Source organism: Candidatus Streptomyces philanthi (assembly GCF_059553635.1).
The window spans coordinates 1-14,362 of the sequence record NZ_JCANQV010000150.1; the positions used below are offsets into that span (position 1 = coordinate 1).

Genomic DNA, 14,362 nt, shown 5'->3' on the forward strand with positions numbered 1-14,362 from the left:
CCTGCCCCCGCACCGTGCCGGCCCAGGCGGCGTCCACCGGCTCCACCACCCGCGCGTACTCCTCCAGTTCGGCCGCGCCCGCCACGAACTCGCCGCGCTGCACCAGCAGCCGGGCGTGGTCGTAGCGCAGCCGTGCCGGACGGCGGGGCAGCAGCAGCGCCAGCTCGACCGCCCACAGCTGCACCGCGCTGTGCTCCGGGCGGGCCTGTGCCCAGGCGCGGATGTTGTTGAGGATGCGCAGCACCACGTCCAGCGGGTCGGCGGGCTCCAGCGCCGCCGGTTCCAGGACGACCCGGGTACCGGTCGCGCCCGTCGCGAGCAGTTCGGCGTCCTCGCGGGTCAGCTGCCGTCCGCCGCCGAACGGGTCGGCCAGGACGTGGCTGCCGAGCGGGTCGCCGAGGCCGACGACGAAGTGGCCCGGCAGCGCCACCCCGTACACCGGCGCCCCGGCCCGCCGGGCGACCTCCATCCAGACCACCGCGAGCAGGATCGGCAGCCCGCGGCGGCGCCGCAGCACCGCGTGCAGCAGGGAGGACTCCAGCCGCCGGTAGTCGGCGGGTGTGCCGTGGAAGCCGCAGCGGTCGCCGAGGAGGGTCGCGAGGTTGCGGGCCCAGGCCGCCGGGCCGCCGGCCGGCCGGTACGGCAGCAGTCCGGCGAGCCGGTCGAGTTCGATCTGGGCCGCGTCGATGCCCGCCTCGTCCAGCGACGGGTCGGCCTCCGCCGCGATCAGCAGGCACAGCAGGGCGAGGTCGGGCCGTTCCTCGCGCGCCTGCGCGGCGAAGCGCCGCCGCCGTGCGGCGCGCGCGTCGTCGGGTGCGGGCCCGTGAGGGTGGGACATGGCCGGGGAGTCCGTTCGGTGCGGGCCGGCGGGTGCCGGCGGGTCGGTCAGCGGGGGTGCGGGGCCCGCCGGTAGTGGTAATGGTGGTGGTCACGGAAGCCGAGCCGGTCGTAGAGCGCCCGCGCGCCCTCGTTGTCCTCTTCGACCTGGAGGTACGCGGCCGAGGCGCCCTCCGCGAGGGCCCGCGCGGCGAGGGCCGCCATCACCAGGGTGGCAAGTCCCCGGCGCCGGTGCGCGGGAGCCACCTCCACGGCCGAGAAACCGGCCCAGCGGCCGTCGACGGCGCAGTGCCCGATCGCCGCCGGGGCGCCGTCCTCGCCGGTCAGCGTCGCGCACCACACCGAGGGCCCGCCGGTGAGCACCCGCAGCGCCTGCGCGGACGGTTCCTGGGCCCGCCGGTAGAGGGAGAGCCAGGCCGCGTCCGGGGTCCGGGCCAGGGCGACGCGGGAGAGGTCGGCGCCGGTGTCGGCGAGCGGGGCGAGGGCGGCGACACGTACCACGCAGTGGCCCTCGGCCGGCCAGCCGCGGCCGTCCAGCTCCGCCGCCAGCGCGTCACCGGCGTCCGCGCGGCCGGTGGTGACCTGGACGAGCGGCGGCAGGCCGCGGGCGGTGTACCAGCCGGTCAGGTGCTCCAGCGCCGCGTCGAGGGGGAGGCCGGGGTCGCCGAGGGGGAGGGCGGAGTTCGCGCGGCGGGTGAAGCCGCCGGAGGCCCGCAGTGTCCATGCGCCGAGCGGTTCCGTCTCGGTGGCGGGCCAGCCGCGTGCCCCGGCCTCGGTCAGCTCGCGGGTCCCGGCCGCCGGGCCCCGGTGGCGGGCGGGCGTCGCGGGTACCACCTTGGCCGCGACCACCGCGTCCTCCGGAACACTGACCACTTCACCAGAACGGCGTGTGATGATCAACACACCGGAGTCCCATGAAGTGAGAACACCGACCGCGTCGGTGAAGGCGAACTCCCCCGGACCGCCGCCCGTCCGACGTCTGACCGATACCCTTTTGCCCACGTCAGCCCGGGTGATACGAACCTCAGTGCGACCACTGGCCATGATTTCCACCGCTCTTCCCGCCCCTCTTGTTCGTCTCGTGCCCCGGAACGGAGATACTAGGTGCGGGCATCGACGACGCCGCGCTCCCGCGCGCCCAGCGGCGGAACCGGCCGATCGGTCCGCCGGCCCTATCGAGGAGGAACGACAGCGTGACCTACGTCATCGCGCAGCCTTGTGTCGACGTCAAGGACAAGGCCTGCATCGAGGAGTGCCCCGTCGACTGCATCTACGAGGGCTCCCGGTCCTTGTACATCCACCCGGACGAATGCGTCGACTGCGGGGCCTGCGAGCCGGTCTGCCCGGTCGAGGCGATCTTCTACGAGGACGACACCCCGGACGAGTGGAAGGACTACTACAAGGCGAATGTCGAGTTCTTCGACGAGCTCGGCTCGCCCGGTGGCGCCAGCAAGCTCGGCCTGATCGAGCGCGACCACCCCTTCATCGCCGCCCTGCCGCCGCAGAACCAGTGACGACCCGGGGAGCAACAGGGGGCGGGCGACGCCGCTCCCTGCCGCCCCCCAGGTCGTAGGCGGCCGCGCGGCGCGCCCCGGTCCCGTACGGCACACCGCCGTGCGGGACCGAGACGTTCACGGCGGCGTCCAGGCGTCCCCCCGTACCAGAAAGAGAGCATCGTGGGCGCAGTCTCCTCCCTCCTCCCGGTCTTCCCCTGGGACCGGCTGGTGCCCTACAAGACCACGGCCACCGCACACCCCGACGGCATCGTCGACCTCTCCGTCGGCACCCCCGTCGACCCCGTGCCCGCGCTCGTCCGAAAGGCGCTGGCCGACGCCGCCGACAGCCACGGCTACCCCACGGTGTGGGGCACCCCCGCCCTGCGCGACGCCCTCGTCGGCTGGGCCGAGCGCCGCCTCGGCGCCCGCGGCCTCACCCACGCCAATGTGCTGCCGGTCGTCGGCTCCAAGGAACTCGTCGCCTGGCTCCCGACCCAGCTCGGCCTCGGCCCCGGCGACAAGGTCGCCCACCCCCGCCTGGCCTACCCCACCTACGAGGTCGGCGCCCGCCTCGCCCGCGCCGAGGCCGTCACCTACGACGACCCCACCGCACTCGACCCGGCCGGCCTCAAGCTGCTCTGGCTGAACTCGCCGTCCAACCCCACCGGCCGCGTCCTCGACGCCGCCACCCTGCGCCGCGTCGTCGCCTGGGCCCGCGAGCACGGCATCCTGGTCGCCAGCGACGAGTGCTACCTCGAACTGGGCTGGGACACCGACCCGGTCTCCGTCCTGCACCCGGACGTCTGCGGCGGCTCCCACGAGGGCCTGATCGCCGTCCACTCGCTCTCCAAGCGCTCCAACCTCGCCGGCTACCGTGCCGCCTTCCTCGCGGGCGACGCCACCGTCCTCGGCGAACTGCTCCAGATCCGCAAGCACGGCGGCATGATGGTCGCCGCGCCCGTGCAGGCCGCCACCGTCGCCGCCCTCGGCGACGACACCCATGTCGCCGAGCAGCGCGAGCGCTACGCCCGCCGCCGCGCCGCCCTGCGCACCGCCTTCGAGAAGGCCGGTTTCCGCATCGAGCACAGCGAGGCGTCGCTCTACCTGTGGGCGACCCGCGACGAACCCTGCTGGGACACCGTCGGCGCGCTCGCCGAACGCGGCATCCTCGTCGCCCCCGGCGACTTCTACGGCCCGGCCGGTGACCGCTTCGTCCGCATCGCCTTCACCGCCACCGACGAACGCGTCGACGCCGCAGTCCGCCGCCTGACGGACTGAGCGCCGCCGCACGCGGAAGGGGCCGGGGAGCACACGCTCCCCGGCCCCTCCCGCGCGGTGTGCGGTCAGTGGCCGCCGAGCGGCAGACCGCCGAGCAGGCCCTTGGCCGCGTCGGCGACCAGCGTGTCGGTCGACACCCCGTGCCGCAGCGTCCGCCCGAGCACGCCGTTGGCGGTGTCGGCGGCCTTCTGCGTGGTCGGCGCGGCCTTCTCGACCACCGCGCCACCGGTCTCGACCAGCGCCGGGGCCAGCGTGTCACCCGCCTTGCGGCCGGCCTCGTTCACCAGGCCGATGCCGTCCTTGGCGGTGCGGTCGAGGGCCGCGCTGGTGCCCGCGGAATCCAGGGTGGTCAGCCCGCCGAGGTCGGGAGCCTTGGGCAGGACCGCCGCGCTCGCGGAACCGGCCGCTGCGACCACGGGAGCCGCGCCCACTGCGACCAGCAGGGCGGCTCGGGCGATCCGACGCGTCACGGGGAGGGACATGGTGCTCCTTTTACGGAGAGGGACTCGGATGTCCGGCAGAGGTGCCGTGTCCGCCTGGCGGACGCCCTGACTACCGCGTCAGGTCCCCGAAAGTTGCGGTGCAACACCGTAAAGAGTTGGCAACGCGTCGGATAATCCAGCAGGTCGGAGCGGCACCCGTCCGCCCGCTCGCCGAAACGTCACGGCCCGGTGGGGCCAAGGGAACCGCCGGCGTGCGCCCCCCGGGGAGCCCTACCCGCCGATGCCCCGCGCGGGCGACGCGCCAAACTACTGCACGGTGACGATACGGACGTCCTCCGACGCGCCCGGAGGGCCGCCGTTCCCCGAGGACACCCGCTGCCAGCCGTCATCCGCCTCCGACGCGCGCCACATCCGGCCCGCGTAGGAGATCTGCTCGATGTGCAGCTCCCCGGCGTGCGCCACCGCCCACGACGCCACCGCCCAGCCACGGCGCGCCGAATCGTCCCCCGAGCCCCCCGGCGCCACCGGCACCCGCAGCGTCCCCGCGCCCCCGTCCTTGCCCCCGGCGGCGTCCGTCCGCGGCAGCACCGACGGCCCGAAGTCACGGACCAGCTTCTCCCGCACCCGCGGGACACCGCTCTTCCGCCCGTCGGCCGGACGGCTCAACGTGCAGGTCAGCGCGGCCGGATCACGTCCCGTCAGCGCGCCCGTCAGCCGCGTCGCGTTCGTCTCGTGCTTCGCGTACGCCTGCGGATAGCCGCTGCGCTGCACCTTCTGCGCGGCCACCGTCAGCGGCAGCCGCGAATAGCCCGGCACCTTCACCAGATGCTTGTAGAACTCCCCGGCCGAGTACACCGGGTCCATGATCTGCCCGACCGTCCCCCAGTCCTGCGAAGGACGCTGCTGGAAGAGACCGACCGAATCCCGGTCACCGAAATCGATGTTGCGCAGCCCCGACTCCTGCATCGCGGTCGCCAGCGCGATCGTCACGGCCCGCTCCGGAAGATCGCGCGACGCCCCCACGGCCGCGATCGTCGCCGCGTTCGCGGCCTGCTCCGGGCTCAACTCGTAGGGTTCCTCCTCGCCTTCGGCCTGGACGGTGCAGTGCGGCACACCCGGGCCGCCGGTCATGTACTGCACCACCAGATAGACGGCCAGACCGAGCAGGACGGCGAGGGCCGCGAGGGTACGCCTCAGGCGCTTGCTGCGCGCGGTAACGGGGGGAGCGGGAGACACGGAGCCCACCGTACTGGAGCCCGGCGGTAGGGTCGGCCCCATGGAGCGCACCGCACACCACCCCGTCCTCGACCTCTCGCTCGACGCCGCGCGGCTCACCGCACAGCTCGTCGACATCGCCTCCGAGAGCGGCGCCGAGAAGCCCCTCGCCGACGCCGTCGAGCACGCCCTGCGCGCCCTGCCCCACCTCACCGTCGACCGCCACGGCAACAACGTCGTCGCCCGCACCCGCCTCGGCCGCGCCGAGCGGGTGGTGCTCGCCGGCCACATCGACACCGTGCCGATCGCCGGCAACGTTCCCTCCCGCCTCGACGAGGACGGCGTGCTGTGGGGCTGCGGCACCTGCGACATGAAGTCCGGCGTCGCCGTCCAGCTCCGCACCGCCGCCACCGTCCCCGCGCCCAACCGCGACCTCACCTTCGTCTTCTACGACAACGAAGAGGTCGCCGCCCACCTCAACGGCCTCGGCCACATCGCCGACGCCCACCCCGACTGGCTCGCCGGCGACTTCGCCGTCCTCCTGGAGCCCTCCGACGGCCAGGTCGAGGGCGGCTGCCAGGGCACCCTGCGGGTCCTGCTGCGCACCACCGGGGAGCGCGCCCACTCCGCGCGCTCCTGGATGGGCGCCAACGCGATCCACGCCGCCTCCCCGATCCTCGCCGCGCTCGCCTCCTACGAGCCGCGCCGCGCGGTCATCGACGGCCTCGAATACCGCGAGGGCCTCAACGCCGTCCGCGTCGAGGCCGGCGTCGCCAACAACGTCATCCCCGACGCCTGCACCGTCACCGTCAACTTCCGCTACGCCCCCGACCGCACCCCCGAGGAGGCGCTGGCCCACGTCCGCGAGGTCTTCGCCCACTGCCCGGTGGACGAGCTCGTCGTCGACGACCACTCCCCGGGCGCCCTGCCCGGCCTGTCCCACCCGGCGGCCCGCGCGTTCATGGAGGCCGTCGGCGGCACCGCGCACCCCAAGTTCGGCTGGACCGACGTCTCCCGTTTCAGCGCCCTCGGCGTCCCCGCCGTCAATTACGGCCCCGGCAACCCCCTCCTCGCGCACAAGAAGGACGAACGCGTCGAGACCGCCCGCATCCTCCACTGCGAGGAGCGGCTGCGGGCCTGGCTGACCGCCTGACCCCGGCGGCGGGCGGGCGCCGCCCCCCCGTCTCCACGGAATTCCGCTGCGGTTCACCCAGCCGGATCTACGCTGATCTGGCAACGATCCGCCAGTGGAGGGAGCGCGAGATGGCCGACCGCGAGGGAGCACCGGCACCCGAGGAGCAGCGGCTGGGGCCCGTGCTGCGCCGGCACGACCAGGTGCGGCCCGGCACCACCGACCAGCGGCTGCTGGACTCGGAGGGCCCCTCCGAGTGGGTGCACACCGACCCCTGGCGCGTGATGCGGATCCAGTCGGAGTTCGTGGAGGGCTTCGGCGCCCTCGCCGAGCTGGGCCCGGCGATCAGCGTCTTCGGCTCCGCGCGCACGCCCCGGGACTCCGCCGAGTACGACGCCGGGGTACGGCTCGGGCGCGGCCTGGCACAGGCCGGGTTCGCGGTGATCACCGGGGGTGGGCCGGGTGCCATGGAGGCGGCGAACAAGGGCGCGCGGGAGGCCGGCGGGACCTCGGTGGGCCTCGGCATCGAGCTGCCCTTCGAACAGGGCATGAACGCCTATGTGAACCTCGGCGTCGACTTCCGCTACTTCTTCGTCCGCAAGACCTGCTTCGTGAAGTACGCCCGCGGCTTCGTGGTGCTCCCCGGCGGCCTGGGCACCCTCGACGAGCTGTTCGAGGCGCTCACCCTCGTCCAGACCCGCAAGGTCACCCGCTTCCCCATCGTGCTGTTCGGCTCCGAGTACTGGAACGGCCTGGTCGACTGGCTGCGCCACACCCTCGTCGCCGAGGGCAAGGCGTCCCAGCGCGACCTGGAACTCTTCCACGTCAGCGACGACGTGGACGAGGCCGTCGCCCTCGTCACCAAGGAGGCCGGGGTGTAGGGCGTGTCCGTCGTCCGACCGAAGGGCGTGCGGGCCGGGCGCCGTGAGGCGGACGGGAAGCGCCGGACACGCCCCGGGCCCGGCGTCAGGCGAGGCCGCGGCGGGCGACCGCCGGCGGCCGGTGCCCGGCGATCGAGGCGACCATGTCCAGGACCTGGCGGGTCTCGGCGACCTCGTGGACGCGGTAGACCTGCGCGCCCAGCCACGCCGACACGGCGGTGGTCGCCAGGGTGCCCAGCACCCGCTCCTTGACCGGCTTGTCCAGCGTCTCGCCGACGAAGTCCTTGTTGGACAGCGACACCAGCACCGGCCACCCGGTCTCCGTCATCTCGCCCAGCCGCCGGGTCGCCTCCAGGCTGTGCCGGGTGTTCTTCCCGAAGTCGTGCCCCGGGTCGATCATGATCCCGTCACGCCGCACCCCCAGCGCCACGGCCCGCTCCGCCAGCCCGCGCGTCACCCGCAGGATGTCCGCCATCACGTCCTCGTACGTCACCCGGTGCGGCCGGGTCCGCGGCTCGGCGCCGCCCGCGTGGGTGCACACCAGGCCGGCGCCGTACCGCGCGGCGACCTCCGCGAGCTGGGGGTCCACCCCGCCCCAGGCGTCGTTCAGCAGATCCGCCCCGGCCTCGCACACCGCCTCGCCGACGTCGTGCCGCCAGGTGTCGACGCTGATCACCACATCGGGATGGCGCCTGCGCACCTCGGAGACGAAACCGACGGTACGCCGCGCCTCCTCCTCGGCACTGACCTCCGCGCCCGGCCCCGCCTTCACCCCGCCGATGTCGATGATCGCCGCGCCCTCGTCGATCGCCCGCGCGACCCGCTCCAGCGCGGGCTCGTCGTGGAAGGTGGCGCCCTGGTCGTAGAAGGAATCAGGCGTCCTGTTGACGATCGCCATGATCACCGGTTCGTGGGCCTCGAACTCACGATTCCCCAGCCGCAGCATTGACTACTCCCTCTTGGTGGTCCGCCAGCGACCCTAACTGTCACACCCGCATGGCACGATCGGAGCAGACACATCGTCCGGGGAGTTGGTCGTGTTCTGGTTCTTGCTGATCGCGATGGTCGTGGTGGTCGCCGCGGTCACGCTCGTCGTCGTCGGAGGCGGTGAGAGCGGTGGCCTGCGCGACGCCGAGCCCGACCGGCTGCACGACCCGCTGCCCGACGGACGCCCGCTGACCCGCGTCGACGTGGACACCGTCCGCTTCCCCGTCGGCGTCCGCGGCTACCGCATGGACGAGGTCGACGACGCGCTGGACCGCCTCGGCGCCGAGCTGGCCGAGCGCGACGCCAGGATCGCCGAGCTGGAGGCCGCACTGGCCGGCGCGCACGCCGCGGCGATCGGCGGCACGGGCCTGCCCCGGGAGGCCCGGTCGGGTGACAACCGGCCGGGCGGCGAGGACGCCCCCGCGACCCCCTGGGGAGAGCGGCCCGCGGCGGGCGGACCGGAAACGGCGGGGGAGGAGCGGCCATGACGGGTGTGGTGACGGCGCCGGACGGTGTCCCGCGCTGCCCGTGGGGCATGGAGTCGGAGAAGACGGCCGACTACCGCCACTACCACGACACGGAATGGGGGCGGCCGGTCCACGGCGACGACGCCCTCTTCGAGCGGATGAGCCTGGAGGCGTTCCAGTCCGGCCTGTCCTGGCTGACGATCCTGCGCCGCCGCCCCGGCTTCCGCGCCGCGTTCGCCGGTTTCCGGATCGCCGAGGTGGCGCGCTTCACCGACGAGGACGCCGAACGGCTGCTCGCCGACCCCGGCATCATCCGCAACCGCGCCAAGATCGCCGCGACCCTCGCCAACGCCCGGGCCGCCGCGCTGCTGGCCCCCGGCGAGCTGGACGCCCTGATCTGGTCCCACGCCCCGGCGCGCGACGGCCGCCCCGCCCCGCGCCGGACGGCCGACGTCCCAGCGGTCACCGAGGAGTCCACGGCCCTGGCCAAGGCCCTCAAGAAGCACGGCTTCCGCTTCGTCGGGCCCACCACCGCCTACGCGATGATGCAGGCGTGCGGCCTGGTCAACGACCATCTCGCGGACTGCCACGTCCGCCACGCGGTGGAGGAGGCGGCGGCCGCGGGGTGAGCGAAGGGCCGGCGGGGGCCGGTGTCGGCGGCTCGGCGGGCCGCCGGGCACTCCGTGGTCCTCCGCGGCGGCCCGCCGCCCGGAAGGCCGGGCCGGCCCCGCCCCCGTCACCGTCCCAGGAAGACCGGCTTCTCCTTCTTCACGAACGCCTCCACCGCGATCCGGTGGTCCTCGGACGATCCGGCCCGCTCCTGAAGCTCCTCCTCCTTGGCCAGCGTCTCGGCGAGGGAGTGCCCGGCCCCGTAGGCGAGCGATTCCTTCAGCGCGGCGTAGGCCACGGTCGGGCCCGCGGCCAGCCGGCGCGCGACGGCCGCGGCCTCGGCCGCCAGGTCGGCGGCCGGGACGACGCGGTTCGCGATGCCCAGCTCGTACGCCTCCTGGGCACCGATCGTGCGCGGGAACATCAGCAGATCGGCGGCGCGGCTCTGGCCGATCAGCCGTGGCAGCGTCCACGACATCCCGGAGTCGGCGCTGAGGGCCACCCCGGCGAAGGAGGTGTTGAAGGAGGCGGTGTCGGCGACGACGCGGTGGTCGGCGGCGAGGGCGAAGCCCGCGCCGGCGCCGGCCGCGACACCGTTGACGCCCGCCACCACCGGCTTGGGCATCTCGGTCAGCGCCCTGACGATCGGGTTGTAGTGCTCGCGGACGGTGCTCATCGTGCCGCCCTCGCCGCCGGAGCGGTCCGCGGCGAGCAGGCCGATGTGCTCCTTGAGGTCCTGCCCGACGCAGAAGGCCCGTCCGGTGGCCGTCAGCAGGACGGCCCGTACGGCGGGGTCGCCGGCGGCCTCCCGGAGGATGTCCCGCAGGAGGACCTTCGCCTCGACGTTCAGCGCGTTCATCGCGTCGGGGCGGTTGAGAGTGACCGTGGCGAGTCCGTCGGTCACGTCGTAGAGCACCGTGTCGGCCATGTGTGGAAGTCCCTCCAGCGCGGCTCTGGGCAGTGGGGTCAGCGCTCAGGATGCCGGAGATCACCGGCCGTCGGCATGTGACGTACGTCAAAGAATGAGGGGCGGCCGGGAGTCGGCGGAAGGCGGAGTACCGAGAACCGCTCCCCGAATTGAGTGGTTTTGCCGGATTGTGTCTTCGAAGGGAAGCTGTCCGATGTTGGTCATCGGGTCGTTCGATGCGGGATAATGGCCTGGAAGCAATGTGTTCGATGCCGGTGATGCGTGCCTACATGGGGCCGTCGGCTGAGAACGAGCTGGTTTCAGGAAGGGGAACGAGCATGGCGGCCATGAAGCCGCGGACGGGTGACGGCCCGCTCGAGGTGACCAAGGAGGGGCGGGGCATCGTCATGCGCGTTCCGCTCGAAGGCGGCGGGCGACTCGTCGTCGAGCTGACACCCGACGAAGCCAAGGCCCTCAGCGAAGCGCTGGAGAAGGTCACCGTCTGAGAGGGCGGCCCACGTGCTGCGGCTCCCGGGGCCCGTCCCCGGTACCCCCAGCCGATGCCCCGGCCCCGGCTCATGGCGTGCGGAGAACGCGCGCCATGAGCCGGGGCCGTTTCGCCTCCCGCGGCCCCGGGGCGCGGTCAGCCGCGCTTGACCGCGCACAGCAGCCCGTCACCGATCGGCAGCAGCGACGGCACCAGCGCGGTGCTCTCCCGTACGTCCCGCAGCAGCTCGCGCACCCGCAGCACCTCGTCGGGCTGCTCGGCGGAGTCGACGGTCCGCCCGTCGGCGAAGACCCCCTCGAAGCACACCAGCCCGCCGGGGCGCAGCAGCCGCAACGATTCGGCGAGGTAGTCCAGGTACTCGACGAGATCCCCGTCACAGAAGACCAGGTCGTAGCCGCCGTCGGCGAGGCGGGGCAGGACGTCGAGCGCCCGGCCGGGGATGAAGCGGGCGCGGTTGCCGGCGAAGCCCGCGGCCCGGAACGCCTGCTTGGCGAACGCCTGCCGCTGCGGTTCGAGGTCCACCGTGGTCAGCACCCCGTCGGGGCGCATGCCGTGCAGCAGATAGATGCCGGAGACGCCCGTGCCGGTGCCGATCTCGGCGACGGCCTTGGCGCCCGTGGTGGCGGCGAGCATGCGCAGCGCGGCGCCGGTACCGGTGCTCACGGGCCGTACGCCCGCTTCCCGGGCACGCTGGCGTGACCAGCTCAGGGCCGCCTCGGCCACGTCGTCGAGGGTTCCGGCGCCGTATGCCTCGGCGAACGCCAAGATCGTCTGCCGGTTGCCGGTAATGACCCTCTCCTGTCCCCGTAGTTGACGCACCCGTGACTGTATCCGCTGCGCACGGGAACCCGCAGATGGGACCGGGCGTTGGAGGGGCAAAGGGGGGATGCGCCGGTGAAGACCGCGCGAGAGGCACGGCAAGGAGAGAAGCAGGACCAAATGCAGGTCAAAACTGCTTATCCGGAGCTAACGGGCGAGGTGGATATGGTAGGGGCCCTACTGGACACCACCAGAGCCACCAGGGGAGGTGCGGCCGCAGCGGGTGACCGGGGCGTGCTCAAGCGCTTGAAACGGTCGTTCGCCGAGCCGAGATCCGTGACCAACACCGCTGACCGTCTGCGCACCAACGACTCCGCACGCACCGCGACCTTCGCCGCAGACGCGGATGCGCAGGCGTGGACCCCTCCCAGCTGGGAGGAGATCGTCAGCACGCACAGTGCCCGGGTCTACCGCCTCGCCTACCGCCTCACCGGCAACCAGCACGACGCCGAGGACCTCACCCAGGAGGTGTTCGTCCGCGTCTTCCGCTCGCTGTCGACGTACACCCCCGGCACCTTCGAGGGCTGGCTGCACCGCATCACGACCAACCTCTTCCTCGACATGGTCCGCCGCCGGCAGCGCATCCGCTTCGACGCGCTCGGTGACGACGCCGCCGAGCGGCTGCCCAGCCGTGAGCCCTCCCCGCAGCAGCACTTCAACGACACCCACTTCGACGCCGATGTGCAGCAGGCGCTGGACACCCTCGCGCCCGAGTTCCGCGCCGCCGTCGTGCTCTGCGACATCGAGGGCCTGTCGTACGAGGAGATCGCGGCCACGCTGGGCGTGAAGCTCGGCACGGTCCGCAGCCGTATCCACCGGGGCCGCTCCCACCTGCGCAAGGCGCTCAAGCACCGCTCCCCGGCGGCGCGCGCCGAGGAGCGCGGGCGGCGGCCGCGGCTGGCCGTGGTGTCCACAGGGGAGGTCGGAATCGCGTGAGCGGCAGTGGCGGTGCGTCCCCCGCCGAGCACCATCTCGGCGACCGCCTGGCGGCCCTGGTCGACGGCGAACTGGGGCACGACGCGCGCGAGCGGGTGCTCGCGCATCTCGCGACATGCGGGAAGTGCAAGGCGGAGGCCGACGCCCAGCGTCGGCTCAAGACCGTGTTCGCCCAGGCGGCGCTGCCCGGCCCCTCCGAGGGACTGCTGGCGCGCCTCCAGGGCCTGCCCGGCGGTGACACCGGGGGTCGTCCGGGCCGTCCCTTCGGGCGGGACGGGTTCGACGACGGAGGCCCCGGCGGCGCGTTCGGCTATGTGCCCGGAGGGCACGCCGGGGACGCCGTCCCGCCGCGGTCGGACGGGTTCCGGGTCCACGAGACCGGGCGCCAGGCGCCGCAGCGGCGGCGCTTCGCCTTCGCCGCGGCCGGCGCGGTCTCGCTCGCGGCGTTCGCCCTGGGAGCCCTCCCGCTGGAGGCCGCGGTCAACGGCCCGGCGCGCCAGGGGGGCGGCGGAGCCGTCACCCCGCTCAGCGCCACCCCGGTCTCCGGCAGCGGCACCCTCCTGGGCGGCGACGCGATCCTGACCGGGCACCCCCTTCCCGCGGCGGGCCCGACGCCCGTACCGGCCCCCAGCCCGATGACCGTCTACGGTCCGCCGCGGCCCGCGCCGTCCCCCCAGCCCCCGGACGACGGCCGCTTCGGTCCCGAGCCGCTGCTCTCCCCCTCCGGCGACATGATCGAACGGCACACCGCTCCGCTGGACATCGGCGTGTTCCACGCTCCCCGTCCGCACACCCCGCCCCTGTTCCCGTCCCTGGAGCAGCACACCCGCTGAACGCCCGGGGCCCGGCACGACCGTTCCGTCCCGGGCGCCCCCTGCGTTACGGCGCCGGAAGCTGGTTGAATCCCTGTCGGGCGGCGCACCCCGGTCGGGGCGCGGGCCGCGAGGTGGCGGTGGCCCACGCACGGCGCGGGCGAAAAATGGGGAGAACATGGACGACGGTAGGCCAACCGGGTCGAGGCTGAAGTGGTGGAACCGCCCGGGCCGCCCCCCGACCACCGCCCCGGCCGCCGGGCCGCAGCCGCCTGCTGTTCCTGTGGATGCTCAGTCGGCGATCGCGGGCGGGGGCCCTGTGGTCCCTGAAGGCGTGGAACCGCGGCCTGCTGCCGGTGCTGTGCCGTCTGCGGGCCGGCCGACCGAGCCGGGCGCGGGGGCGTCCGCGGAGTTCTCCGGTACCCCGGGTGCGGATGTCGCCGCGACGGTGGCGTTCGACGGGGCTTCCGAGGGGGCGGCGCCGCAGGGTGACGCGCCCGTCGGGGTGCGGGCCGATGCCGGGCGGGGTGTTGGTGCCTCCCCGTTGCCCGCTGATCCTCAGCCTGAGCCGCTGGCTGCCATCCGTGTCGAGGGGGCGTGCGGCGAGGGGCGGGGCGCTGCTTCGGCCTCGCCGGACGGGGCACCGCCCGCGCTGGACGGGGTGACGTCCGCGGCCGAGCGGGTGGGGGCCGCGGCCGTGGTTCCCGGGGGTGCGGAGCAGGCCCCTGTGGCGCAGGCTCCTGAGGCGGGGGTCCTCGCTGCGCATGCCCCCGTGGCGCAGGCTCCTGAGGCGGAGACTCCTGCGTCGCCTCCTCGGCCGTTGCACGCGCCGGACCCGTACGGCACGCCGCCCTACGGTGAGCCGGGGCCCTGGGCACCCGCGCCGCCCGTTCAGCGACCGGTGCTGGCGCCTGCGACGGGTGCTGGTCCCCTGCCCGGCCACGGGACCGGGACACCGCCCGTTCCGGGTGCGCTGCCCACGCAGGCACCGCTGACGGGCCAGGCCCTGCCGCAGCCCACGTCCCCGTCGGGCAC

Annotated in this window: 16 protein-coding genes; 9 read left to right on the forward strand and 7 right to left on the reverse strand. The window is 74.1% G+C overall.

Features of this window, described 5'->3' with window-relative positions:
• Both AC51EU_RS18275 and AC51EU_RS18280 read right to left on the reverse strand, forming a co-directional pair.
• Positions 1 to 838 (reverse strand): transglutaminase-like and tetratricopeptide repeat-containing protein (locus tag AC51EU_RS18275; protein WP_496268052.1); only part of this gene is annotated, 838 nt, incomplete at its 3' end.
• Between the two features lie 47 nt (positions 839 to 885).
• The gene (locus AC51EU_RS18280) at positions 886 to 1,890 is read right to left on the reverse strand and encodes a GNAT family N-acetyltransferase (RefSeq protein ID WP_496268053.1); all 1,005 of its coding nucleotides are present in this window, start codon (positions 1,888 to 1,890) and stop codon (positions 886 to 888) included.
• Between the two features lie 140 nt (positions 1,891 to 2,030).
• On the opposite strand from AC51EU_RS18280, the gene fdxA reads away from it, so the two are divergent.
• Together fdxA and dapC are read left to right on the forward strand one after the other, a co-directional pair.
• Positions 2,031 to 2,351: a ferredoxin gene (gene fdxA, locus AC51EU_RS18285; RefSeq protein ID WP_004950253.1), complete on the forward strand. Its 321-nt coding sequence runs from the start codon at positions 2,031 to 2,033 to the stop codon at positions 2,349 to 2,351.
• A 162-nt stretch (positions 2,352 to 2,513) separates the two neighbouring features.
• Positions 2,514 to 3,611 (forward strand): succinyldiaminopimelate transaminase, encoded by a 1,098-nt coding sequence (gene dapC, locus AC51EU_RS18290; RefSeq protein WP_496268054.1) that lies wholly within the window; start codon positions 2,514 to 2,516, stop codon positions 3,609 to 3,611.
• A gap of 65 nt (positions 3,612 to 3,676) precedes the next feature.
• Here dapC and AC51EU_RS18295 read toward each other — a convergent pair whose 3' ends face one another.
• Positions 3,677 to 4,093, reverse strand: a complete 417-nt coding sequence (locus AC51EU_RS18295) for an ATP-binding protein (protein WP_496268055.1) — start codon at positions 4,091 to 4,093, stop codon at positions 3,677 to 3,679.
• Between the two features lie 267 nt (positions 4,094 to 4,360).
• On the reverse strand, positions 4,361 to 5,290 hold the full coding sequence (locus AC51EU_RS18300) for a VldE C-terminal domain-containing protein (RefSeq protein ID WP_496268056.1): 930 nt from the start codon (positions 5,288 to 5,290) through the stop codon (positions 4,361 to 4,363).
• A gap of 40 nt (positions 5,291 to 5,330) precedes the next feature.
• On the opposite strand from AC51EU_RS18300, the gene dapE reads away from it, so the two are divergent.
• Positions 5,331 to 6,422 (forward strand): succinyl-diaminopimelate desuccinylase, encoded by a 1,092-nt coding sequence (gene dapE / locus AC51EU_RS18305; protein ID WP_496268057.1) that lies wholly within the window; start codon positions 5,331 to 5,333, stop codon positions 6,420 to 6,422.
• Positions 6,423 to 6,532: 110 nt separating this feature from the next.
• Entirely contained in the window at positions 6,533 to 7,282 is a 750-nt protein-coding gene (locus tag AC51EU_RS18310) for an LOG family protein (protein ID WP_496268058.1), read from the forward strand.
• Positions 7,283 to 7,367: 85 nt separating this feature from the next.
• Here AC51EU_RS18310 and folP read toward each other — a convergent pair whose 3' ends face one another.
• On the reverse strand, positions 7,368 to 8,228 hold the full coding sequence (folP, locus tag AC51EU_RS18315; protein ID WP_496268059.1) for a dihydropteroate synthase: 861 nt from the start codon (positions 8,226 to 8,228) through the stop codon (positions 7,368 to 7,370).
• A gap of 91 nt (positions 8,229 to 8,319) precedes the next feature.
• Here folP and AC51EU_RS18320 point away from each other — a divergent pair, with 91 nt between their 5' ends.
• Both AC51EU_RS18320 and AC51EU_RS18325 read left to right on the forward strand, forming a co-directional pair.
• Positions 8,320 to 8,757, forward strand: a complete 438-nt coding sequence (locus AC51EU_RS18320; RefSeq protein WP_496268060.1) for a DivIVA domain-containing protein — start codon at positions 8,320 to 8,322, stop codon at positions 8,755 to 8,757.
• Entirely contained in the window at positions 8,754 to 9,365 is a 612-nt protein-coding gene (locus AC51EU_RS18325; RefSeq protein WP_496268061.1) for a DNA-3-methyladenine glycosylase I, read from the forward strand. Before AC51EU_RS18320 ends, AC51EU_RS18325 begins: the two co-directional genes overlap by 4 nt.
• Before the next feature lie 107 nt (positions 9,366 to 9,472).
• Here AC51EU_RS18325 and chcB read toward each other — a convergent pair whose 3' ends face one another.
• Positions 9,473 to 10,273, reverse strand: a complete 801-nt coding sequence (chcB, locus tag AC51EU_RS18330) for a 2-cyclohexenylcarbonyl CoA isomerase (RefSeq protein WP_496268062.1) — start codon at positions 10,271 to 10,273, stop codon at positions 9,473 to 9,475.
• 317 nt (positions 10,274 to 10,590) lie between these two features.
• Here chcB and AC51EU_RS18335 point away from each other — a divergent pair, with 317 nt between their 5' ends.
• A complete protein-coding gene (locus AC51EU_RS18335) occupies positions 10,591 to 10,758 on the forward strand; it encodes a DUF3117 domain-containing protein (protein WP_125045128.1) in 168 nt (55 codons plus the stop codon).
• 137 nt (positions 10,759 to 10,895) lie between these two features.
• On the opposite strand, the gene AC51EU_RS18340 is transcribed toward AC51EU_RS18335, so the two are convergent.
• Positions 10,896 to 11,579: an O-methyltransferase gene (locus tag AC51EU_RS18340; RefSeq protein ID WP_496268063.1), complete on the reverse strand. Its 684-nt coding sequence runs from the start codon at positions 11,577 to 11,579 to the stop codon at positions 10,896 to 10,898.
• A gap of 165 nt (positions 11,580 to 11,744) precedes the next feature.
• On the opposite strand from AC51EU_RS18340, the gene sigE reads away from it, so the two are divergent.
• Both sigE and AC51EU_RS18350 read left to right on the forward strand, forming a co-directional pair.
• Entirely contained in the window at positions 11,745 to 12,515 is a 771-nt protein-coding gene (gene sigE, locus AC51EU_RS18345) for an RNA polymerase sigma factor SigE (RefSeq protein WP_496268064.1), read from the forward strand.
• Positions 12,512 to 13,348 carry an anti-sigma factor family protein gene (locus AC51EU_RS18350; RefSeq protein WP_496268065.1) on the forward strand — a complete coding sequence of 279 codons (837 nt, stop codon included), beginning with the start codon at positions 12,512 to 12,514 and terminating at the stop codon, positions 13,346 to 13,348. Before sigE ends, AC51EU_RS18350 begins: the two co-directional genes overlap by 4 nt.
• Positions 13,349 to 14,362 lie beyond the last annotated feature (1,014 nt).